The organism is Pseudoalteromonas sp. TB51 (assembly GCF_000498055.1).
GTDB lineage: Bacteria > Pseudomonadota > Gammaproteobacteria > Enterobacterales > Alteromonadaceae > Pseudoalteromonas > Pseudoalteromonas atlantica.
This window is the reverse complement of record NZ_AUTO01000178.1, coordinates 1-22218: the sequence shown is the minus strand read 5'-3', so window position 1 is coordinate 22218 and position 22218 is coordinate 1. Positions and strand designations below refer to the sequence as shown.

19 protein-coding genes and 2 pseudogenes are annotated in these 22218 nt (G+C 39.8%); 16 read left to right on the top strand and 5 right to left on the bottom strand.

Annotated features, from left to right (window positions below; all coding sequences use genetic code 11):
• The 9 genes and pseudogenes from L650_RS0109510 to L650_RS0109470 form a co-directional block, all read left to right on the top strand.
• Nucleotides 1-341 (top strand): aminotransferase class I/II-fold pyridoxal phosphate-dependent enzyme (locus L650_RS0109510; protein WP_029772962.1); only part of this gene is annotated, 341 nt, incomplete at its 5' end.
• Entirely contained in the window at nucleotides 338-1399 is a 1062-nt protein-coding gene (gene hisB, locus L650_RS0109505; RefSeq protein WP_024031732.1) for a bifunctional histidinol-phosphatase/imidazoleglycerol-phosphate dehydratase HisB, read from the top strand. The genes L650_RS0109510 and hisB, both read left to right, overlap by 4 nt.
• Nucleotides 1396-1986 carry an imidazole glycerol phosphate synthase subunit HisH gene (gene hisH, locus L650_RS0109500; RefSeq protein WP_004586382.1) on the top strand — a complete coding sequence of 197 codons (591 nt, stop codon included), beginning with the start codon at nucleotides 1396-1398 and terminating at the stop codon, nucleotides 1984-1986. Before hisB ends, hisH begins: the two co-directional genes overlap by 4 nt.
• A 33-nt stretch (nucleotides 1987-2019) precedes the next feature.
• Nucleotides 2020-2754 carry a 1-(5-phosphoribosyl)-5-[(5-phosphoribosylamino)methylideneamino] imidazole-4-carboxamide isomerase gene (locus L650_RS0109495; RefSeq protein WP_004586383.1) on the top strand — a complete coding sequence of 245 codons (735 nt, stop codon included), beginning with the start codon at nucleotides 2020-2022 and terminating at the stop codon, nucleotides 2752-2754.
• Nucleotides 2736-3480, top strand: a pseudogene (hisF, locus tag L650_RS0109490) (imidazole glycerol phosphate synthase subunit HisF). The gene L650_RS0109495 and the pseudogene hisF overlap by 19 nt, the downstream one beginning before the upstream one ends.
• The gene (gene hisIE, locus L650_RS0109485) at nucleotides 3471-4085 is read left to right on the top strand and encodes a bifunctional phosphoribosyl-AMP cyclohydrolase/phosphoribosyl-ATP diphosphatase HisIE (protein WP_029772961.1); all 615 of its coding nucleotides are present in this window, start codon (nucleotides 3471-3473) and stop codon (nucleotides 4083-4085) included. Before hisF ends, hisIE begins: the two are co-directional and overlap by 10 nt.
• Nucleotides 4086-4208: 123 nt before the next feature.
• On the top strand, nucleotides 4209-4703 hold the full coding sequence (locus tag L650_RS0109480) for a lipoprotein (protein WP_029772960.1): 495 nt from the start codon (nucleotides 4209-4211) through the stop codon (nucleotides 4701-4703).
• Nucleotides 4704-4889, top strand: a complete 186-nt coding sequence (locus tag L650_RS0109475; RefSeq protein WP_024031736.1) for a DUF1289 domain-containing protein — start codon at nucleotides 4704-4706, stop codon at nucleotides 4887-4889.
• A 63-nt stretch (nucleotides 4890-4952) separates the two neighbouring features.
• Nucleotides 4953-5750, top strand: coding sequence for a glycosyltransferase family 25 protein (locus L650_RS0109470; RefSeq protein ID WP_029772959.1), 798 nt, complete (start codon nucleotides 4953-4955; stop codon nucleotides 5748-5750).
• Here L650_RS0109470 and L650_RS0109465 read toward each other — a convergent pair.
• The 5 genes and pseudogenes from L650_RS0109465 to L650_RS0109445 all read right to left on the bottom strand — a co-directional run bounded on the left by L650_RS0109465 (nucleotide 5745) and on the right by L650_RS0109445 (nucleotide 13589).
• Entirely contained in the window at nucleotides 5745-7361 is a 1617-nt protein-coding gene (locus L650_RS0109465) for a M56 family metallopeptidase (protein WP_029772958.1), read from the bottom strand. The genes L650_RS0109470 and L650_RS0109465 overlap by 6 nt on opposite strands.
• 11 nt (nucleotides 7362-7372) lie before the next feature.
• Complete coding sequence (locus L650_RS0109460; RefSeq protein ID WP_029772957.1) at nucleotides 7373-7741, bottom strand: BlaI/MecI/CopY family transcriptional regulator; 369 nt, start codon at nucleotides 7739-7741, stop codon at nucleotides 7373-7375.
• A 256-nt stretch (nucleotides 7742-7997) separates the two neighbouring features.
• Nucleotides 7998-9269: an O-acetylhomoserine aminocarboxypropyltransferase/cysteine synthase family protein gene (locus L650_RS0109455; protein WP_024031738.1), complete on the bottom strand. Its 1272-nt coding sequence runs from the start codon at nucleotides 9267-9269 to the stop codon at nucleotides 7998-8000.
• 313 nt (nucleotides 9270-9582) lie between these two features.
• Nucleotides 9583-11654: pseudogene (locus tag L650_RS0109450) on the bottom strand (EAL domain-containing protein).
• Between the two features lie 144 nt (nucleotides 11655-11798).
• Nucleotides 11799-13589 (bottom strand): M61 family metallopeptidase, encoded by a 1791-nt coding sequence (locus L650_RS0109445; protein WP_029772956.1) that lies wholly within the window; start codon nucleotides 13587-13589, stop codon nucleotides 11799-11801.
• Nucleotides 13590-13792: 203 nt separating this feature from the next.
• Between L650_RS0109445 and L650_RS0109440 the strand changes: the two genes are divergently transcribed.
• The 7 genes from L650_RS0109440 to L650_RS23705 form a co-directional block, all read left to right on the top strand.
• Entirely contained in the window at nucleotides 13793-15328 is a 1536-nt protein-coding gene (locus L650_RS0109440) for a GGDEF domain-containing protein (RefSeq protein ID WP_029772955.1), read from the top strand.
• Between the two features lie 79 nt (nucleotides 15329-15407).
• The gene (ppnN, locus tag L650_RS0109435) at nucleotides 15408-16751 is read left to right on the top strand and encodes a nucleotide 5'-monophosphate nucleosidase PpnN (protein ID WP_004586396.1); all 1344 of its coding nucleotides are present in this window, start codon (nucleotides 15408-15410) and stop codon (nucleotides 16749-16751) included.
• A gap of 10 nt (nucleotides 16752-16761) precedes the next feature.
• Nucleotides 16762-17535, top strand: a complete 774-nt coding sequence (xni, locus tag L650_RS0109430; protein ID WP_029772954.1) for a flap endonuclease Xni — start codon at nucleotides 16762-16764, stop codon at nucleotides 17533-17535.
• 69 nt (nucleotides 17536-17604) lie between these two features.
• Entirely contained in the window at nucleotides 17605-17991 is a 387-nt protein-coding gene (locus L650_RS0109425; protein WP_004586398.1) for a DUF3192 domain-containing protein, read from the top strand.
• A gap of 6 nt (nucleotides 17992-17997) precedes the next feature.
• Complete coding sequence (locus tag L650_RS0109420; protein WP_029772953.1) at nucleotides 17998-19686, top strand: hypothetical protein; 1689 nt, start codon at nucleotides 17998-18000, stop codon at nucleotides 19684-19686.
• Nucleotides 19687-19875: 189 nt separating this feature from the next.
• A complete protein-coding gene (locus L650_RS0109415; RefSeq protein ID WP_004586400.1) occupies nucleotides 19876-20883 on the top strand; it encodes an isocitrate dehydrogenase in 1008 nt (335 codons plus the stop codon).
• Nucleotides 20884-20994: 111 nt separating this feature from the next.
• A protein-coding gene (locus L650_RS23705) for an IS3 family transposase (protein ID WP_128081053.1) occupies nucleotides 20995-22218 on the top strand; the annotation gives its coding sequence in 2 pieces (ribosomal slippage) (nucleotides 20995-21346 and nucleotides 21346-22218; 1225 coding nt annotated over the 2 pieces). This gene is flagged as partial in the annotation.

The following is a 22218-nucleotide window of genomic DNA, read 5'->3' as shown; positions in this document are numbered from 1 at the left end:
AAGCCATAGCGCCTGATGCAATTACATCAATGCGCCGCCAAGTGACTATTTTAAATAGTTTAAAAGCTAAGCTTGTACAGTGGTTAAACGCATCCCCTGCTGCATTAAAAATTCTCACTGGTGAAGGTAACTTTGTTACCTTAAAATTAGCCGACAAAAACTACTTTAAAGTAGCACTTGAACAAGGTTTAGTGATGCGCGCGTTTACCCTCTACGGTGAAGACGATTGGCTACGTATCTCCATTGGTAATGAGCAAGAACTTGAGCAAGTAAAAATTTGGTTAGATGGCCTTGATAAGCCAGCAACCTCACCTCTTTTATCAGGACAAGAAGTATCATGAGTAACCCCTATTTATTTATTGACCGTGACGGCACCATAATTGAAGAGCCAATCACCGACAAACAGGTAGACAGCCTAGAAAAATTAGCGTTTTTACCTGGTGTTATCCCGGCTTTATTACAATTACAAGCCGCAGGATACCGCTTAGTAATGGTATCTAACCAAGATGGCTTAGGCACAGACAGCTTCCCGACTGCTGACTTTGATATAGCTCAAGATAAAATGATGGACATACTGCAAAGCCAAGGCATTAGCTTTGACGAGGTATTGATTTGTCCACACTTTGACGAGCAAAACTGTGATTGCCGTAAACCTAAAACAGGTTTATTAACTGAGCTTATGCGCTCAGGCAAAGTTGATTTAGCACGTTCATACGTCATTGGCGATCGCCAGACCGATATTGGTCTTGCTCAAAACTTATGTTGTGAAGGCATTTTGTATGATGGCAGCTGGCCTGCCATTGTTACAAAGCTTACAACTGCCAACCGTGAAGGCCGTGTTACGCGTAACACCAAAGAAACCCAAATTGATGTAGCCATAAACCTAGATCAAACTAAAAACGGTAGCATTGAAACAGGCCTTGGCTTTTTTGATCATATGCTTGATCAAATTCGCACCCACGCCAACATTGGTCTAAATATTAAAGCGAAAGGCGATTTACACATAGACGAGCACCACCTTGTTGAAGACATTGGTATTGCCCTAGGTGTTGCGCTTAAACAAGCGCTGGGTACTAAATCGCAAATAGCGCGCTATGGTTTTGCGCTACCTATGGATGAGTGTAAAGCTGAAGCACAAATTGATTTATCGGGCCGCGCTTCATTTGTATTAAACGCTAACTTTAGCCGCGAAAAAGCCGGCGATTTAGACGTACAAATGGTTGAGCACTTTTTCAAAAGCTTAAGCGATAATGCCGCTATTAGCCTTATTTTATCGGTGAGCGACGGTAACTGTCATCACCAAGTAGAAGGCTTATTTAAAGCGTTTTCACGTGCCCTTCGTATGGCAGTAGCACAAGACACGACCCAACAAACAGCCAGCTCTAAGGGATGTTTATGATTGCCATAATTAATACCGGGTGTGCCAATATAAATTCAGTTCGTTTTGCCTTTGAACGCTTAGGTCAAACGCCAACAGTCATTACCTCACCAGAGCAATTAGCCGGCTTCGAGCGTGCTATATTACCAGGCGTGGGACATGCATCTGTTGCCATGAAGCGTCTAGTAGATAACGGCTGGCAACAAGCTATAAACGAATACCAGCGCCCACTTATGGGAATTTGCTTAGGTATGCAGTTACTGTGCGAAAGCACCGAAGAAGGTAACGTACAATGCTTAGGTAAAATACCAGGCCAAGTAAAAGCCCTTGATGTTGGCAATTTAACGTCGCCGCATATGGGTTGGAATAACTTAAGCGTAAATAAAGAGCATGCACTTACCAAAGGCTTGACACAAGACGAGCAAGTGTACTTTGTACATAGCTTTGCGCACACCGTAAACGATGCAACACTTGTAAGCGGCGAATACGGCCAAACCTTTTCAGCTATAGTTGCAAAAGACAACTACGCTGGCATGCAATTTCACCCAGAGCGCAGTGCAAAAGTAGGCACACGTTTATTACAAAATTTTGTTGATTGGCAGTTATAAACGGCCCATTAACCAACAATAAAGAGATTATTTGTGATTATTCCAGCATTAGACGTATTACAAAATCAAATTGTTCGTTTATACCAAGGTAAGTACGACACCGCTCAGTTTTACCCTTTTGAGCTTGGCGCACGTTTAAAAGAATACGCCGACAGCGGCGCAGGTAAATTGCACCTTGTAGATTTAGAAGGCGCACGCGATCCAAGTAAAAAACAGTGGCAACATATCCAAGCTGCAACGAAAGCGCTTAACGTACCGTATCAAGTGGGCGGCGGTATTCGTTCAGAGCAAGATGTAAGCGATTGGCTAAAAGCCGGTGCTAACCAAGTTGTTATTGGTTCTATGGCGGTAGAAAAACGCGAGCAAGTAAAAGCCTGGATTGAACAATTTGGCGCAGAGCACTTTGTTATTGCCCTTGATGTAAATAAAACAGCCACGGGCTGGGCTCCTGCAACCCATGGTTGGTTAAGTGAATCTGAATTTGGTTTACTTGAGCTTGTAGATTTTTATGTAAGCTTGGGCGTTATTGATTTTTTATGCACGGACATCAGTAAAGATGGCACCATGACTGGCCCATCGTTTGAGCTTTATGAAGATTTAACTCGCCATAACAGCAGCATTAAAGTGCAAGCTTCGGGTGGCGTAAGCTCACTTGATGACATTAAAAAGCTTAAAGAGCTGGGCGTAGGCGGCGTTATTTTAGGTAAGTCACTACTTGATGGCGCATTTAGTGTTGAGGAGGCGTTGGCATGTTATCAAAACGCATAATCCCGTGTTTAGATGTAAAAGACGGCCAAGTAGTAAAAGGCGTTAAATTTAAAGGCCACGAAATAGTGGGCGATATTTTAACAATGGCAAAAGCCTACAGCGATGCCGGCGCCGATGAACTGGTTTTTTACGAAATCAGCGCAAGTGTTGAAAAACGCCTACTTGATGTAAATTGGGTAGAGAGCATTGCCCGCCACATNGGTAGCCGATGCAGCACGTGTACTAGAGCGTGGCGCTGACAAAATAAGTATTAACAGCCCAGCTATTGCCCGCCCTGAGCTTATAAAAGAGCTGCACGATGAATTTGGTAAGCAATGTGTTGTTGTAGGTATTGATAGCTTTTACGATGAAGTGACCGGCGAATACTTAGTGTATCAATTAACCGGCGATCCTAATGCATCAAGCCGTACACGTTACAAAACCGAAGAATGGGTTAAACGCGTACAAGACTTAGGCGCAGGCGAAATTGTTTTAAACTGTATGAACCAAGATGGCGTACGTAATGGGTACGACAATGAGCAGCTGAGTAAAATGCGCGCATTATGTAATATTCCCTTAATCGCATCAGGCGGTGCAGGCAGTATGCAAGACTTTGTTGATGTGTTTAAACAAAGCGAAGTCGATGGCGCATTGGCAGCAAGCGTTTTTCACAAAAATGTGATTAACATTGGCGAATTAAAACAATTTTTAACTGATAACCAAGTGGCAGCAAGACTATGCAAGTAACACAACAAAACCAAACTCAAGTAGATTTTGCTAAAAGCGAAATGATCCCTGCGATTGTTCAAGATGCTCGCTCTGGTGTTATTTTAATGCAAGGCTTCATGAATAGCGAAGCACTAAAGGTAACGCTTGAAAGTAACAAAGTAACCTTTTACTCGCGTTCAAAGTCACGTTTATGGACCAAAGGTGAGTCATCAGAAAACTACTTAAACGTAGTATCGGTGCATACCGATTGTGACTACGACTCAATTTTAGTACTGGCTAATCCAGAAGGCCCAACATGTCACTTAGGCACACAAAGCTGCTTTGGTGATGACGCAAAACCTAGCCTAAGCTTTTTAGCTCAATTAGAAGATGTGATTGTTGAGCGTAAAAACGACGACCCAACAAAAAGCTACACCGCTTCATTATTTGCTAAAGACTTAAGCCGTAGCTGTCAAAAAGTGGGCGAAGAAGGCGTAGAAGTAGCGCTTGCTGCAATGAAACACGATAACGATGAGCTTACTAATGAATCGGCTGATTTAATTTACCACCTTACTGTATTACTCCAACGCCAAGGCTTAGCCCTTGAAGACGTTGTAAAATGCTTGCAAGGTCGCCATAAATAATACAGCTGCTTTATTTTAGCGCATTTACAGGCCCATATTTTATGGGCCTTTTTACATTATAGTATTTATTTTTTTACATAGGTTGCGTATGGTGCAGCTTATCTAATTCTTTTAGCGTTGCTTATGAATAAATCAATTATCACAGCCTTATCCTTATTGGTACTAACAGGCTGTGTAAGCCAAAAAGCCCCTGCGCCTAAAATAGTAAAAACGCAAAACACATGTAGCCCACTAAACACATTACTTAATGCGCACGCTAATGGCTTTAATGTAGTAAAAGCAAATAAAGTGGGGAATGATTTTATAAACCAGTGGCATGCTAATACTCATTTTATAGGCAATATCTGCACCATTACTCAACATAATAAACAGTTTAGTTATCAATGCACGAGTGAAAACAAACAAGCCGATGCCACAAATCTACATATACAAACAGTGGATAAAATACGTCAATGTGTAGCGTCACAAGGCTGGTACGAAAATACGAAAGAGTCAGCAACCTCAATGAGTAGTAACTTTGTTTTGGATGAAGCTCACCCAGTTATCACCTTATTTACCTCTCAAAACAGAACGCGCTATATTACCCGTTTTGAAATTGCTCCACCGCTAGGAAATTAAATGCAAAAACCCACACACTCAAACACTAAGTTAAAAACAGACTGTTTAGGCATATGTGAGCGCCGCAGCGGTTATTGCACTGGCTGCGGGCGAACTAATGAAGAAATATTTGATTGGATCATCCTTAGCCAAGAAGAAAAAAACGCCATTTTAGCGCAGCCGCGAGCTGACTTAAAAAAGCCATAATTTTGCCACTTGCGTGTAACAGCTCCCCTTTAGTATTACTAAAAACGGTAGGGGGTGAACATCATGGCAGCATTATTTGTAATAAACTTAGCGCGCTCAGCGCAGCGACTCGCAAATACTCAAACACAACTGGCACGTGTTAACTTGCCATTTGAACGGATTGATGCTGTAGATGGCGCACAATTGAGTACACAACAAAAGCTCCTGCATTACAGCCCGCAATTAAATAAACAGCAGTATCACTATCCGCTAAGTAATGGCCAAATTGGCTGCTATTTAAGCCACCGTAAAGCATGGCAAAAAATAGTTGATGAAAAACTAGATTACGCGATTGTGCTCGAGGATGACTTTTATATTGATGACAGCATTCATAATGCGATAAAAAATATTGAGCAGCTAAACCAGCCTTGGCAGCTTATTAAACTCGCCGCTTATGAAAACCGCACTCGCCCTATTGCCTATCAACAAAACCTAAATAACCACCAGCAATTAGTCATACATAAAAAGCTAATGACCGGCTGTTGTGCTTCGGCAATAAGCTATGACGGGGCTAAGCAATTACTTAAAGCCACAGCCCAATTTGGCCGCCCTGTAGATTGCGACTTACAGCATATTTGGGAAACCCACGTAAATGGTTTTTCGCTTATGCCATACCCTGTTTCGCAAAATACAGACATACAGAGCGATATTGCAAGTTGCGCTACTAAAACCAAGGTTAAAAAAGCTTTTTTGCGGCGTAAAGCACAACAAATTAAAAGCTGTATTTTTAATAAGGTTTATACAAGCGCCTTTGTAAAAAATTTTAAACAGAATGAAAAAGGAGCCTCAAAGGCTCCAAGTTTAATTACTCAACGCTTATAACATCCTTAAAAGTTGAGAACCTGGTATGCCCGTTTGTGGTAATAATGCGGGGGAAACTGCAAATGCTTCTGGAATTTTACTTTTGATTTCGTTCATTTTTTTGCGGTTATTTTGTTTATCATAAACATAGTATTTAAGGATATTTCCGTATACATCATCTTTTGCATCAACCTGCTCTAGGGTTTTTAATGCCTTATCGTAATCAGCAAGGTAAATGTATGCCAGTGCTAAGTTATCAGCAGAGCCAACATGTAGTTTCCCTTCAAGCTGTTTTGATAAATCTTCAAGTTCTACAACTGCAAGCTCATAACGCCCTAGTTGTATATACGCGGTTGCTAGTGAATTTTTTAAAAAGTAAGGCGGGTTACTACCAGGCTCATACCATTTTTCGTAAGCACTCAGTATATCTTCATATTGCTCAAGTTTAGAGTAAACGTGATCTAGCAGCCTAAAGCTTTGTAGTTTAATTTCAGCTTCTTCAAAACCAGCAAGTTTATCTCTATTTAAGTGCCATTGTTGTATGCCTTGCGCAGCTTGGTTTAACAGTTCAGGGTTATCACTTTTTGCCCCTGCTGCACTTTTAAGAAGCTGTGCAAGTTGTTGATTATATTCTTCACTTTTAACAGGAGCCTGAGACGTATTATTACTTTGCTGCTTGTTATCTGAACTACCATCTACAATTTGCGCTGCAGCTAAAGCACTAAAAGACATTGCCGCCGCAACCATAACCAAATATTTACTTTTCATTGTTTTTTCCTTGTTTAACATTTTGATCCTCTGAATATTAAAACTCTTAGAATGAGCAATATTCAAAAGTGGGGGGGTAAAAAAGTTAGGCGAGCTTTTAGCACTTTGCTCTTGTAGCAATAAACTGGCTAAATCTAATTGGTATTTACCTTTTAGCTTTTGCATACACAACTCATCACAGCTAAGTTCGAGTTGCTCTCTTGCTAAACCAGTTAACTTTAAGCAAATAGGATTCCACCAAAAAACGCTTTCTATAAAACAAATAAGCCACGTCCAATAAATATCACCTTGTTGTAAATGGGTTACCTCGTGCTGAATGACTGAATCTAATTCTTTACGATTTACCATCGTCGACTCTAACCAAATAACAGGCTTTATTAATCCTGTAGCAAAAGCTGGCTCTGTATGGGTTGTTAGTCTAATTGAATACTGATTGTTGATGTGTTTAAGTTCAGGACTTGGCTTTGAGTTAATGTATAAATTTTTTATAAGCTTTACATATAAGCCCATGCGTAATAAAAACAATCCAAAACCAGCTAAAACTAGAACCATAAAAACAATACTAAGTGATGGCAATAAGTCCCATATACTAATATCGCTTTGTAATTCATCCTTAATTACTACTTTTTCAGCGTTTGGTATTAATGCTTTAACATCGGGAATCAATTGCGCCACGTTGAATGTGTAACGATTTGCCCCTTCAAATAACGGTAGCTGGGAAAAGTACTGCCAAGGGACAAACCAACATGCCAAGGCAATCATTAACATGTAAAAGTTTAATCGTGCAGGGGCATTTTTTAATCCTTTTACTGTAAGTAAAATACATAAGCTAATAAGCGTGCAAGTTAGTAAATAATCCGTCATTACCCTCTCCTTTAATCTAACTTCTTATTTTTTAAAAGCGTTTGTAAGTATTCTATATCTTCATCATTTAGCTTTTCTTCTTTGATAAAGTGGGCAATTAAACTACGAGAATTACCTTTAAAAAATCGTTGCATAAAACTAGGCATAGCTTGCTCCGATAACGCGTCTTGAGTCACGATTGTTCTAAAAACAATGGCTCGCCCTTCATGTCCACAGCGCTCAATCGCTCCTTTATGTTCTAACCTATCTACAATAGTTTTGACTGTTGTATAGGCTACTTGTTTATCAGCTAAAAGCACTTTATGTAGTTGACTCGCAGTACAAGGTTCTTCCTGCCAGAGCAGCTGCATAATATCCATTTCAAAATCACTAAGTTTCATTGTCGCTCCTATTACTACACTTGTAGTGGTACTGTTACAAATGTAGTAGTAAGAAATCTTAGTGTCAATACAAAGTTGTTATATGAATAAAAAATAAACGGTAGGAATATAAAAGTCTCAGGAAGGCTTTATAATAAAGACTTATAAAACAAGAAGGTACAATTATTAATTGATTTTAGTAAAACATAAAAAACGAGAGTATATTTTCAACTAACGCTTTTATGTTTTAAGCTTTTTATGAAAGGTAGTGAGGTAACTATGCTTTATCGAGCGCTTGGCTTACATCGGCAATAATATCGGCAATGTTTTCAATACCGACTGATAGGCGAATTAAATCACGGCTCACACCTGCGTTTGCAAGCTCTTCATCATTTAATTGGCGGTGTGTAGTTGACGCTGGGTGACAAGCCAGCGATTTAGCATCGCCAATATTAACTAAACGCAAGATCATATTAAGCGCATCAATAAAGCGCGTGCCTGCTTCAAGGCCGCCCGCAATACCAAAACTTAAAATGCCTGAGGCTTTACCACTGGTGATTTTTTGGCTCATTGCATTATATGGGCTTGATGTTAAACCAGCGTAGTTAACCCAAAGAACTTTAGGGTGATTTTCTAAGTATTCAGCCAGTTGCTGCGCGTTTTCGCAGTGGCGATCCATTCGCAAGCCTAAGGTTTCTAGGCCAATTAAAATGTCAGATGCGTTTTTAGGCGCAAGTGCTGCACCGGTATTTCTAAGTGGCACTACTCTACAACGACCAATAAAGGCTGCTTCTGCAAAGGCATCGGTATAGACCACATTGTGATACGACGGATCGGGCTCATTCATCATTGCAAAGCGTGTGGCATTGGCTTTCCAATCAAATTTACCTGAATCAACAATCATACCGCCAATAGCTGTACCGTGTCCGTTTATATACTTTGTCAGTGAATGAACCACTATATCGGCACCTAACTCAAATGGGCGGCATAAATACGGGGTCGCCACAGTATTATCAACAATAAGTGGTACCCCTTTACTATGAGCAATGTTAGCTAAACGCTCAATATCGACAATATTACCTGCCGGGTTACCAATGGACTCACAAAATACTGCGCGGGTATTATCATCAATCGCGTCTTCAAAGGCGCTAAAATCATCAGCTTTAATCATGCGAGCTTCAATACCTTGGCGCGGTAACGTATGGGCAAATAAGTTATATGTACCGCCATATACTTGGCTGGTGCTGACAATATTAGTGCCTACTTCACACAAGCATTGAATAGCATAGGTAATAGCTGCCATGCCCGAGGCTACCGCTAGCGCACCAATGCCCCCTTCCATTGCAGCAATACGCTGTTCAAGCACCGCATTGGTTGGGTTCATAATACGAGTATAAATATTGCCTGGTACTTTTAAGTCGAATAAATCAGCGCCGTGTTGCGTGTTATCAAACGTGTAAGATGAGGTATTATAAATAGGCACTGCTGCTGATTTTGTGGTTTCTTCAGACTCGTAACCATGGTGCAGTGCTAATGACTCTAATTTCATAATTATTTCCTTCAATATTGTGATGATTAAACCTAGCATTATTAGCTTATAAAATGCACATGAATTAAATTAATGAATTATGAGTGTCAGGGGTATTAAAGTTTGCGGGATGAGTTTTGCTCAATCTAGAGGGTGTTTTATTTCACTGCATAGGTTTTGTTTTATCAAAATACCAAAGCAGAAGCAGTAAAGCCTATCATATTTATGTGTAGCGTTATTTGGCTAAAGGGTTTAAATACTAAATGCGGTGGGCGGCTCGATTTACGCTATTTACAGCTCACTGGGTTTAGGTTGACACTTATAATAAATGTACTTATAACGCTTTAAAATCAAGTAACTGTAATGCAGGCAGCGGTTTACTAAAATAGTAACCTTGAATCAGATCGCAATTTAGCTCGGCTAGTAGTTTTTGTTGTGCTGATGTTTCTACGCCTTCAGCTACCACACTTAAGCCTAAGCTATGCGACATTGCAATTGTGGCTTTAACTAAGCTGTAGTCTTCTTGGTTTTCTGTAATACCACAAATAAAGCTGCGATCTATTTTTAATACCTCAAACGGATATTGCCTTAAATAGCGAAGCGATGAGTAGCCTGTGCCAAAGTCATCCATGGATAGTTTAATACCGAGCTTATTAAGTGCATACAATGACTCTGTAATATTGGTTTGCACGCTCATTAACACGCCTTCGGTTATTTCAAGCTCGACATTTTTAGCGCTTACTCCGGTTTTTTCTAACGTGCTTGCTATAAAATTTAGCAGCTCTGAATCTCTAAATTGGCTTGGTGATAAATTAATTGCCATGCTGTAGTTTTGTTGAGAGCTTGCCTGCCACTGCGTTAAAAATGCTAATGCCTGCTCAATAACAAACTTTCCAATAGGAATAATTAAACCTGTTTGCTCTGCTAACGGAATAAACTCATCGGGCATAACCTTACCAAGCACACTATTGTTCCAGCGTAATAGCGCTTCAGCCCCAATTATTTTAAGTGTTTTAGCATCGCATTTAGGTTGGAAATACAATTCAAATTCGTTTTTTTCAAGAGCAACATGCATCTGCTCTTCTATTGCTAACCGCCTTTTTATGGCGGTATTCATTTCGCTGGTAAAGCAGGCGTAGGTGTTTCTGCCAAGCGCTTTTGCTTGGTACATTGCTGTGTCTGCATGGCGTAATAAATCAGAGGCTGTTACCCCATTATCAGGGTACAAAGCCACGCCAATACTTAACGTTAATAACAATTCGCGGCCATCTATTTCAAAGGGGGTTCTAAAGCTTTTAAGTAAGCGTGTAACAATCTCGTCTAGCTGTTTTTTACTGTGTAGCTCTGGTTGTAAAATAATGAATTCATCGCCCCCCAACCTGCCTACGGTCGCGTTTTCATTAACTATTTGGCTCAATTTATTAGCGGCGCTGATAAGTAATGAATCGCCAATTTCATGCCCGAGTGTGTCGTTTACTTTTTTAAAGTCATCTAAGTCGATAAAAATAACAGCGGCTAAAATGTTTTTTTCGCTCGCAGTGTTAATTAGCTGAGTAAGTCGTTTTAAAGAATTAAAACGATTAGGGAGTAGCGTTAAGCTATCGTAATAGGCTTGTTTACGTATAAGTTTGTTTGACTCATGCTGCTCTGTTATGTCGCGAATTATCACCATGACTTGGTCTGAATGATGTAAATAACTCACTCGCGCTTCGAAATACAACACGCCTTTGGGTACTAAAAGTTCGTATTCAAAGCATACATTACCTTTGTGAATTAACAGCTCTTGAATATTGTCTTTAAACATTTTGGCTACAGTATAGGGCAATACGCTAAACATCGATTTATTTAAAAATTGCTCAGGCTGTAAATGTAAGTTGCTCAAATCATTAGCATGGTAATCAACTATAGTGCCATCCGGTTTGAGTAAAAAGTACAAATCAGGAATGGCTTCAAATACTTTTTCGAGCATCTGCTGTTTATCCATAGCTTGCGCTTGTGCTTGTTTTACATCGCTCAAGTCTATGTCGATGCAGTACATCTGTTTTACCCCATGCTGATTTGTAAACATAACATGGCTTGAAAACACAGTAACACTGCTGCCATTTTGATGCTGTAATGTAAGCTCAGCCGCGGGTATTTCGATATCGTTTATGAGCCACTCACGATGAGCATCTATAACCGCATCTTGCATTTGAGGCGGAATAATTAAATCTTCTAGTTTTTTTCGGTTGCGTACTCTTTTGTATAGCCATAAAGCAGCTCACTGCCTTTATTCCAATAAATAACGCGGCGCTGCTCATCGTATCCTTGCACAGAAATACTGTGTATCGCATCAAATAACTGATGCAGCGGATCGTTAAGCACAAATTGATGTGAGAGGATTTGAGTGGTTTTTAATGACTTCATTTATACGCAACCTAGAGTCGTTATTAACACAATAATAGGACGTACTCTTAGAATTAGCACTTTTAGGTTGGTTTTTAAGTGATATACCTTTGCATAAGATATAAAAAAAGGAGCCAAAGCTCCTTTTTTTAAACGCTATTATGATTAATCAGCTTGCACATTAATCGGGTGCTCTACCCCCACCCATGCTTTAAATAAAGCGCGTTGAGATAAAGTTGCATTTTTATCAGCAACCACCTTTTTAGGTTTATCATAATCTTGCGATAAAACGAGGGTTGTTGATTGAAGTGCATCGCGACGAATAAAATCGATAGTGACTTTTTCACCCGCTTTAAATACTTCTAAGCTCGATTTTAAATCTTTTCCAACATGCTGCTTGTTAACCGCCACAATTTTATCATCTGTTGTGAGGCCCGCTTGCCATGCTGCTCCGCCTCTGCGAACGTGGGTAAGTGTTAATAACTCGCCGCTATTTTTTGCAGTGGCATCAATGCTTGCTAATGGCTTAGCGCTCTCAGGGCGAGTAAGCTTTAAGCCAACTTTACCTAATAAAGCATCAAAATCTATATTAGCTGGGGTACTCACGTTATCGTGCCACCACGTTGTGTAGTCTTCACCTGTTAGGTCTTTTAATATTGCCAGTACATCTTGCTCAGTAAACCCTTGTGGTAACGTGTGCTTGTTGTATAAAGCGTTGTGTACTTGGCGGTAGTTAACTTTTGCCTGGGTTGTTTCTAATAAATGTATATCTAACAACATAGAAAGCAATGAGCCTTCTAAATATATATTGGTGCTGTAATTACGCGCGTGATCGCCGCCTTGGTTTATCCATTTATCAAAGCTTGTTTCGCTGGCACTTTGTACTTCTCGACCTGGTGTTTGTAAGTGACGATTAATAGTTTTACTCATCACTTTAAAAAACTCATCGGTGGTTTCTATGCCTGAGCGCACTAATAGATGATCTTCAAAGTAGCTAGTAGAACCTTCCGAAATCCATAATAAATTTGAGTAGTTCATGTTGGTGTAATCATAAGGCGCCAGCCCTTTAGGGCGGTAAGCTTTTACATTCCAGGTATGAATAAATTCATGCGCGGCGGTACTTATAAAGCCTAAGTAGTCTTCGCGGCTACCAAAACGATTCCGTGGGCGCTGTATAATGGTTGAGTTTAAATGCTCAGTTGCCCCGCCAGCACCCGATGTAGCATGCACCATAAATACATAACGCTCATACGGGTAGCTATTCCAAATAACATTACCTGTGGTCACTAATTTTTTTAAATCAGTAAGCATTAGTTGCTCATCGTAGTTGCCTTCGCCCCATATAGCTAACTCGTATTGGCGGCCATCTACTTCAAATTTATGAAGTTTGTTAATTCCTGTCTCTATTGGTGAGTCTACCAGTACATCGTAGTCTGCGGCTTTAAAACTGTGTTTATTACTCGCATTTTCCATACCTGATACAGAGCGCCACGCTTTAGGCACCTTTAAATCTACGGTAACTGGTTCTTGGCGAAACGATTCACTAAACATAAAAAAGCCAGATGCATCAATAAACGCATGGCTATCGTCTATGTGGCGTGCACGTTTACCTAACTCGTTTGCATATACTTGATAATCAATATTCACGTGTGTTGGCTCAGCTAAATGCACTCGCCATGTGCTGTGATTAATTTTTTCCCATTTTAATGCATTGCCATTGTCGTCTGTGGCCGCAAAGTAACGTACCCCATTGGCTAAATTTAATATTTCGTAGCGACCAGTACGCCATGCAGGCAATTTAACATCGATATGCGATTGCGCCGACTTTGGAAACTCTACACTTACATTACCTAAATGATGTTGTGGCTGTGTAATACTTAAAGAATAATTTACATCGGCTAACGCAGGGGCTGCACAACAGGCCGCTAACATTGACAGGACAAAACGCTTTTTCATAATGACTCAAAGTTACTTATTATTTGAAATAAGCCTAACAAGGCATAAATTAAAAGTGAATTAAAAACGACAAACAACCTAATAGCTCAGTTTACATGCAGGGTCTAAGTAAAAATGCTAAGTTTTTAATTAGATAACTACACTTAATATGATTTTGTTGTAAACTGAAGGTAATGTAATTAATACGATGGCGGTATGCTTAGGTGTCTGAAAACTCTAACGCTGTAGATAAAAAGTTAAAGCAAGCAATTGAAGCAAGGGTAGCCATTGAAAATGCGCGTAAGCTCCAAGTTGATACTTTATCAAATCTAACTGCAAAACTGTCTTTAAGCTGTAAAGGGCTTGATATTGAGCTTGATAATAAACTCGCCAAATTTAGAAGTTCGCTAAATAAAGGTGTCGGGTTTGAAATATTATCCCCTTTAATAGATGACATTTTATTGTTACTGCAAAACCAAGAGGCGTTACAAACAGCCCATCAGCGAGAGCTGTTTTCGAGCGTACAAACAGCCGGTAAGCTTTTACAAAAAACCAAAGGCTTACCAGATGATACCCGCCGCACCTTAAGACATTTACTCGACCACGAAATTAATAATGTACAGTCTACGCACGACTACATCCCGATATTAAATCAGCTTATTAACTTTTATCACCATGCTTTGCATAGCAAGCTTTCAACCACGGATGAAACAAGCACCAATGCTTCTCCTCGTATGGCTAAAAAGCTGTTAGAGCTTGCAAATGAGCTGGTGTTAGAGGATGAATCGACTGAACAAATTAAACAAATAAAAAATACAATTACCGAAAACGATAATGTAGAAGCCCTGTTGCAAGCTGCTTTAAATATAATAAGCGTCGTGGTCAAAAATATCAGTAAAGAGCGCCAATCGGCACAAAGCTTTTTAGTCTCGCTTAACCAAACATTAGAAGAGTTGCACTCATCAATTGTATCTACCAGCCAGCACTCAAAGTCAATGGGGGAAGAGTTCGATACACTAAATAAACGTATTGAAGGAAAAATAAAGCATTTAAACGAGCAAACCCAATCTGCTACGTCTATTTCCTCTTTAAAAGAATTAGTTGATAACGAGCTAAAATCTCTCAGCCAAGACTTTATTGCTAAAGAGCAGCTAGAAAGAAAAGACCGCGAAACGCTGATTGCCAGTTTTGATGAAATTAACCAGCGAATTGGCAGCTTAGAAGGCAAACTAACCAAATATAAAAAACGCCTAAACGAGCAACGCTTTAAAAGTTTACTCGACAGCCTTACAAAACTTCCAAATAGAGCGGCTTTTGATGAACGTTACAATCACGAGCTTCACTTATTTAATGTCCAAGCCTCGGATGTTACCCTAGTGGTTATTGATGTGGATCACTTTAAGTCAATTAATGATAGATTTGGTCATACTGCAGGCGATATAACCTTACAAGTTATTGCAAAGGCGCTGCAAAAATCAGTAAGGCAGTCTGATTTTATAGCCCGCTACGGCGGAGAGGAATTTGTACTACTAATGCCTGGGCTTTCGTTGTTGAACGCAGCGCAGCCGCTTGAAAAACTTAGAAAAGTGATTAAAAATATTCCTTTTAAATTTAGAGAAAAAGAAATAGAAATCACCATTTCGTTAGGCGCTACACAATTTAAAAAAGGCGATACACCGCTCAAAGCATTCGACAGAGCAGATGACGCCCTTTATGAAGCAAAGAAAACGGGTCGGGATCGCCTTTGTATGAGTAAATAATGTCATAATTCTCAATTAGTTTGAGTGCTAAAGTAGATGACATGCAGTTTTTACATTTTAAGTAGCAAGGAGAATGCCGATGTTAATACAGTTAAACCCGACTGGGGTTTTAGATTTACTGTCACAATTGGAAGTTGATTTATTAGAGCAATCTTCAGCCAGTGAACGTTATCGACTTTTTAGAAACTGTGCCTTAGCCGTCCTTAACGTAGGCAGCCACACAGACGCAAGTAATGAAATTTACGACAAATACCAAGACTTTGATATTCGTTTAGTCAGTCGCGAGCGCGGCATTAAAATTGAATTAGAAAACCCTCCCGAAACCGCCTTTGTTGATGGCGAAATAATTACCGGTATTCACGAGCATATTTTTTCGGTGATCCGCGATATTTTATTTATTTGCCAAAAGTACGAAAAAGATCTTAAAGAACAAAAAGCCATTACCCACATGGTATTTGATATGCTCAGAAACGCCGGGGCGCTGCGCGTTAACAGCGAACCAAATATGATTGTGTGTTGGGGTGGGCATTCAATTAACGAAATAGAATATAAATATACAAAACAAGTAGGTTACGAGCTTGGCTTACGTGGTTTAAATATATGTACTGGCTGCGGCCCAGGGGCAATGAAAGGCCCGATGAAAGGTGCCACTATTGGCCATGCTAAACAACGTATTAGCGAAAACCGTTATCTTGGTTTGACCGAGCCTAGTATAATTGCCGCAGAGCCGCCAAACCCTATTGTAAATGAGCTGGTAATTTTACCCGACATTGAAAAGCGCCTTGAAGCATTTATTAGAACGGCGCATGCAATTATTATATTCCCAGGTGGTGCAGGTACTGCAGAAGAATTACTTTATTTATTAGGTATTTTGCTGCACCCAGATAACGAAAAACAGTGTTTGCCTGTTATTTTAACCGGCCCTAAAGAAAGCGAAGCGTACTTTAGCGAGTTATGTAAATTTGTAGAGCTGACATTAGGCAAAGAAGCCCTTGATAAGTTTGAAGTAATCATTGATGATCCAGCGCTAGTAGGGCAAAAATTAAAATCAGCTATGGCAAATGTACGTAATTATCGTAAAAGCCAAGGCGATGCCTACTACTTTAACTGGACACTTAAAATCGATAACGATTTTCAGCAACCTTTTGCACCTACACACGAAAACATGGCAAGTTTAGATTTGCACCTAGAACAGCCCAAGCAGCAATTAGCAGCTAACCTACGTAGAGCGTTTTCGGGGATTGTTGCTGGCAATGTCAAAGATGAAGGCCTACGCGCTATAAAAGCACATGGACCTTATGTGTTAAGTGGTGAGCCTGATTTAATGAAAGATATGGATAAACTATTACAAGCATTTGTAGACCAAGGTCGTATGAAGTTACCCGGTAGTAAGTATATCCCTTGTTATGAAATAAAAGCATGAGTTTGACTATTTGAAACCCCATTTACTTTTAATTGATGCGCTTAATTTAATTAGGCGCATTTACGCAGTTGACGCTAACCAAACACACCATAGTGAAGAGCAGATGCTAAAGGCCAGTTGCGCGCGCGTAGCACATGCTTGCAAAAAGCTTTTACAGTCAACAAATGCCACTCACGCTATAGCTGTTTTTGATGGCGACAAAAGCTGGCGCTACCACTTTTATAAGCAATATAAACACTCTAGGGCCCCCATGCCCGACACGCTTAAAAATGCGCTGCACTACTTTAAAGAAGCTATAGAGCAAACGGGTATCGTTGTATTTGAACCGCTCAACGATGAAGCCGACGATATCATAGCCACTTTAGCCGACAAAGCTGCAAAAAATAAGATAAACAGTACCATTGTTTCTACCGATAAGGGTTTTTTACCTTTTTTGAACGACTATATTTGTGTGTACGATTATTTTAAAAAGAGCTACCTAGATTGCGTCAGCATTGAGCAGCGCTTTGGTATTGAGCAAAGTAAACTTATTGATTTTTGGGCCTTAGCGGGTGATAAAACTAACGATGTACCCGGCGTTAAAGGCATAGGGACTAAATCGGCTCTGCTTATTGTAAATACCTACGAAAGCATAGATAGCGCCATAGAAGATGATACCCTATCAAGCAGTATTCAAAAAAAGCTAGTTGAGCAAAAAGACATGTATGTTATTTCTAAACAATTAGTCACTTTGCGAACAGATATACAGCTAGGTTTTAGTTTAAAGCAGTTAAGGTTGCATTAGTCGCATGTTGATAGCACTGTTTAAGCGCACAACATATACTCACTTTATTGTTGCGAGTGTGAGTTAAAAATGATTAAAAAGTTTATAAGATACTTAATATTAGGGTTAGGCTTGTATGCACTCATTGCGACTTTAGTGATCACCTTTTATAAAGATGACCCGCAAGCAATGATTTGGCAAGACCGTGAGGCTTTTAACGAGCGCTACATAAGAAAGCTGTCAATTGATGAGGCAGTGACTTTAAACAGTGTACTCGATTATTTAGGAAGCCCCGATTTAACCTATGCCAAACGTAATAAAGACCAAGTATGGCAGATTGTTTTTTACCGTACTCAGCACCAAACTTCAGATGGCATAACTACGATGGATGAATGCACCGGCTTATTATTTAAAAATGGTGAGTTATTTTTATGGGGCCCCAGCGCCTATACAACTTATCAGGAAAAGATCAGGTGATGGCCAATGGATGAGCCTATTTCAAAACAGTTAGTGCGGTTACTGCATAACACACATCAAATACTAACAATTTATAGTGACAAAACGCAGTGGCAACATCTTTATCCGCTTGTTGTACAAACAGCCCAGCACTATCGCGTTTTGTATCAGCAACACCCGCACGCTTTACAAGCGCGTTTAAGCTTGTACACCAGCCACTACGACTTTGCTACAAACCTCGTTATTAACCAATGTGTTATTAGCACCGCACTGTGCGCTAGCCAGCAATTTGATGACGAACTAACCGAGCTTTATATTGGTGTTGCATTGGTAGAACATTGCTGCGTTGTAGCGCAGCATAATAAAATTGCGCAGCAGCAAATGCTTACACTCAGCGATAAAAAAATATGGCGTTTTCGCCATCAGCTAGCAGCAAAAGTGTTGCTCAGTGCACAGCACCCTACTCAAAATAGCGTGCGTATGTTGGCTAAACTAAATAAGTATAAGCAAGCGTTACTAAGTACTAGCGACATAATGCTATATGACAATGCCATAACCTTGTGCGCATTAAGTAATATTATCGCGATGAACATAACCTATACATCGAAAAAAAACCCATTAAATTTTTACAAAGCTTTGGGTGAATTGTATGTCAAAACAGCTAACCCATTTGCGCAAAGGTTAATTAAGGATTTAATAGCGCATATAGGCCCGCACCTGCCAGGCAGTAAAATTGTTTACAGCGACCAAGCAATGGTTTATCTAGCAAGTGATGAGGCTAATAAGCATATACTTATTAATGCCAATAATGAGAAAAAACTGGCGTGGTACAAGGTTAAAACCTCACTTAAAGATCAACCAATGCAATGGCTATGTACTGATAAACGGGTATTATTTTTAGCCTGGAACAATGAGCACCTGGTACGTAAAGCCCCGCCGCAGATAAGTTCAAAGGCCGAATTAATAGCGTTAGTGAGTCATATAAAAGTAGCGCATGAATATAGTTTTAAAGGCTTAGATAAGTTACTAGCCCCTTTTAGTGAAATAACACAGAAGCTCTGCCAAGCAGTCAGGCCTTATAACAATCAGCACCAAGCCGCCAAAGACTTACGCCATAGCTTGTCGATGGTCGGCTACGATAATGCACCGGCGATTATTCAGCGGGTTATATTTGAGCAATTAGTGGATACATCACATCATCCGCACAAACACATCGTACTGAATAAACTTAATAGCTTTATTAGTATTTTAGCTTTAATTGTAAGTAATAACCCAAAACAGCAATTTGAACATATAGCCTTGCCCATCTATGGTTACGTGCATTATTTATTAACCCATTGCAGTGCACAGCTCTGTGCAAAAGTAACCATAAGTAGCGTGCCTAACCAAACCTATAGTGCCCCATTAGCAGCCTTTTTTGGGGTGGAAACGATTAATAATGAACATTTAAATACAGAATTAACACAACTACTGAGTGATAATCCATGGACCAAGCCCCTACTCGATGCTGAACAACAACCTAAAAAAGCGCTAAACGAGCAGCACAAATTATGGATTAGTTTAAAGGTCGTGGCGCAAACTATTTTTAAACCCGCTCTGCCTTTAACGCCTTGGCAAAAACAAACTTTAAATGCGCAGCTAAAAGCACAAGGCTTTAAATCTGAGGATGATTTTTTTGCGCAACTGCAAGGCTTATCGCTATATAACAGCATTTAAGTCACTTATGCTGACTATAAGCACAGGTTATACCCTGTATTTATAGTATAAACTGGCAAAATGGGCGATAAGTTGGTATAAATGCGCCCTCAAAATATATCCACATACGTCACATAAATGACCTAACAAGCAGTTACTATTATTAGTAATAATTTATGTGCGTTTTTTATTCTTTTAAAGGAAAAGTCAATGGCCAAACAAACCATCACAGTGATCAAAGGCGACGGCATCGGTCCGAGCATTATCGACTCAGCACTTGAAATATTAAAAGCCGCAGGTTGCGATTTTGATTATGAATTTGTTGATGCAGGCCTTGCTGCACTAGAAAAAACTGGCGAGCTACTTCCTCAAGAAACAATTGATACAATCGCTAAAAATAAAATCACTCTTAAAGGTCCTTTAACGACGCCGGTAGGTGAAGGTTTTACGTCTATTAACGTAACATTACGTAAGCAGTTTGGTTTATACGCAAACGTACGCCCTGTTAAATCATTTGTTGGTACTAAAGCACGTTACGATGATATCGATATCATTACTATTCGTGAAAATACCCAAGGTATGTACTCAGGTTTAGGCCAAGTAGTAAGCGAAGACGGTAACGAAGCAGAAGCTAAATCTGTAATTACTCGCGAAGGCGCTGAGAAAATCATCACTTTTGCCTACGAGTTAGCAGTACGTGAAGGCCGTAAAAAAGTAACCGCAGTACACAAAGCAAATATCTTAAAATCTACCTCTGGCTTATTTTTAAAAGTTGCACGTGAAGTTGCTGAGCGTTACCCGCAAATTGAATCAACTGAAATGATTGTTGACGCAACATGTATGAAGCTAGTTATGACTCCAGAAGAGTTTGACGTTGTAGTAACAACTAACTTATTTGGCGACATTTTATCTGATCTTTGTGCTGGTTTAGTTGGCGGTTTAGGTATGGCACCAGGTGCAAACATTGGTGAAGATGCTGCTATTTTTGAAGCCGTTCACGGAAGTGCACCAGATATTGCTGGCAAAAACCTAGCAAACCCTACTTCAGTAATTTTAGCGTCTATCCAAATGCTTGAGCACTTAGATATGGGCGACACGGCTGAGCGTATTCGTAGCGCAGTAGCTGATGTAATTAAATCTGGCGATCGCACAACACGTGACTTAGGCGGCAGCCACGGTACAACTGATTTCACTCAATCAGTAATCGACCGTTTATAATTTAACAAGGTTAATCTTGTTTTAAGCCTAAAAAGCCAGCATATTGCTGGCTTTTTTGTATTTTAACTTTGTCTTGTCCTGAAATGTGTTTACACATTTAGGACTTATTTTATGAAAACCACTAAAATTAAAGACGTTAAGCGTACTCAGCGAGATTATACATTAGGCTTTAAATTATCTATTGTTGAGCAAGTAGAAAAAGGCGACTTCACCTATAAACAAGCGCAAAGTCATTACGGTATTCAAGGCCGCAGTACCGTTCTGGTATGGCTGCGAAAACATGGTAAATTAGATTGGTCTAAACCAACTTATATAGCCAACATGCCTAAATCGAAAGAAACCCCAGCACAAAAAATTAAACGTTTAGAGCGCGAGATAGAAGAGTTACGCCTAAAGGATTTAATCAAAGATGAAATGATTAATATTATGGATGAAGAATATGGAGCGGGCTTGCGAAAAAAGTACATATCCGAGCTATCACGCGCGCAAAAGAAAACCATCAAATAAAGCTTACTCCGTTATGCCGTGCATATGGCGTAACGCGACAAGGTTACTATCAAGCTATGCGCAGAATAGATGCTCGGAATAAAGAATTGGAGCCAGTCAAAGAATTAGTGATGTACTGGCGGCAATTCATGCCTCGTATTGGTGGGAAGAAACTTTATCTGATGATAAAGCCAGACCTGCAAGAGCGTGGCATTAAACTAGGTCGTGATTGTTTTTTTGATTATTTGAGAGAGCATGACTTTCTTGTAAAACCAAAGAAAAATTACACTAAAACAACAAACAGTAACCATTGGATGCGCAAGCATCCCAATTTACTAAAGGAATACATGCCTACTGCGGCCGAGGAAGTCTTCGTTAGTGACATTACATACGTAAAGTCAGCGCAAGGCGTGCATTACCTATCGTTAGTCACTGATGCTTACAGTCGAAAAATAATGGGTTATGAGCTGAGTGATGAAATGAAAGCAACCGATGTAGTCAGAGCATTAGAAATGACAATTAAGCAACGCGTATATAAACGTGATGCCATTCATCATTCAGATAGAGGTTTACAATATTGCTCTGAAGTATATCAAAATGCGCTATTAAAAGAGGGCATTAGACCATCGATGACCGATGGGTATGACTGTTATCAAAACGCATTAGCAGAGCGTATTAACGGGATATTAAAGCAAGAGTTTTTACTGTATAAATGTCGCAATATGGCAGAGTTAAAACAGCTCGTTGAAGAATCGATATTTATATACAATGAAATGCGACCGCACTTAAGTTTGGATATGAAAACACCAAATCAAGTGCATAAAAAAGACCTGGCGCTTTCGCACCAAG

Coding starts and splice junctions, on each gene's coding strand:
- L650_RS0109420 (WP_029772953.1), top strand. CDS start 17,998: ATGGATGAGCCTATTTCAAAACAGTTAGTGCGGTTACTGCATAACACA.
- hisIE (WP_029772961.1), top strand. CDS start 3,471: ATGCAAGTAACACAACAAAACCAAACTCAAGTAGATTTTGCTAAAAGC.
- L650_RS0109475 (WP_024031736.1), top strand. CDS start 4,704: ATGCAAAAACCCACACACTCAAACACTAAGTTAAAAACAGACTGTTTA.
- hisB (WP_024031732.1), top strand. CDS start 338: ATGAGTAACCCCTATTTATTTATTGACCGTGACGGCACCATAATTGAA.
- L650_RS0109480 (WP_029772960.1), top strand. CDS start 4,209: ATGAATAAATCAATTATCACAGCCTTATCCTTATTGGTACTAACAGGC.
- ppnN (WP_004586396.1), top strand. CDS start 15,408: ATGTTAATACAGTTAAACCCGACTGGGGTTTTAGATTTACTGTCACAA.
- L650_RS0109445 (WP_029772956.1), bottom strand. CDS start 13,589: ATGAAAAAGCGTTTTGTCCTGTCAATGTTAGCGGCCTGTTGTGCAGCC.
- L650_RS0109425 (WP_004586398.1), top strand. CDS start 17,605: ATGATTAAAAAGTTTATAAGATACTTAATATTAGGGTTAGGCTTGTAT.
- L650_RS0109415 (WP_004586400.1), top strand. CDS start 19,876: ATGGCCAAACAAACCATCACAGTGATCAAAGGCGACGGCATCGGTCCG.
- L650_RS0109460 (WP_029772957.1), bottom strand. CDS start 7,741: ATGAAACTTAGTGATTTTGAAATGGATATTATGCAGCTGCTCTGGCAG.
- L650_RS0109470 (WP_029772959.1), top strand. CDS start 4,953: ATGGCAGCATTATTTGTAATAAACTTAGCGCGCTCAGCGCAGCGACTC.
- L650_RS0109465 (WP_029772958.1), bottom strand. CDS start 7,361: ATGACGGATTATTTACTAACTTGCACGCTTATTAGCTTATGTATTTTA.
- hisH (WP_004586382.1), top strand. CDS start 1,396: ATGATTGCCATAATTAATACCGGGTGTGCCAATATAAATTCAGTTCGT.
- L650_RS0109455 (WP_024031738.1), bottom strand. CDS start 9,269: ATGAAATTAGAGTCATTAGCACTGCACCATGGTTACGAGTCTGAAGAA.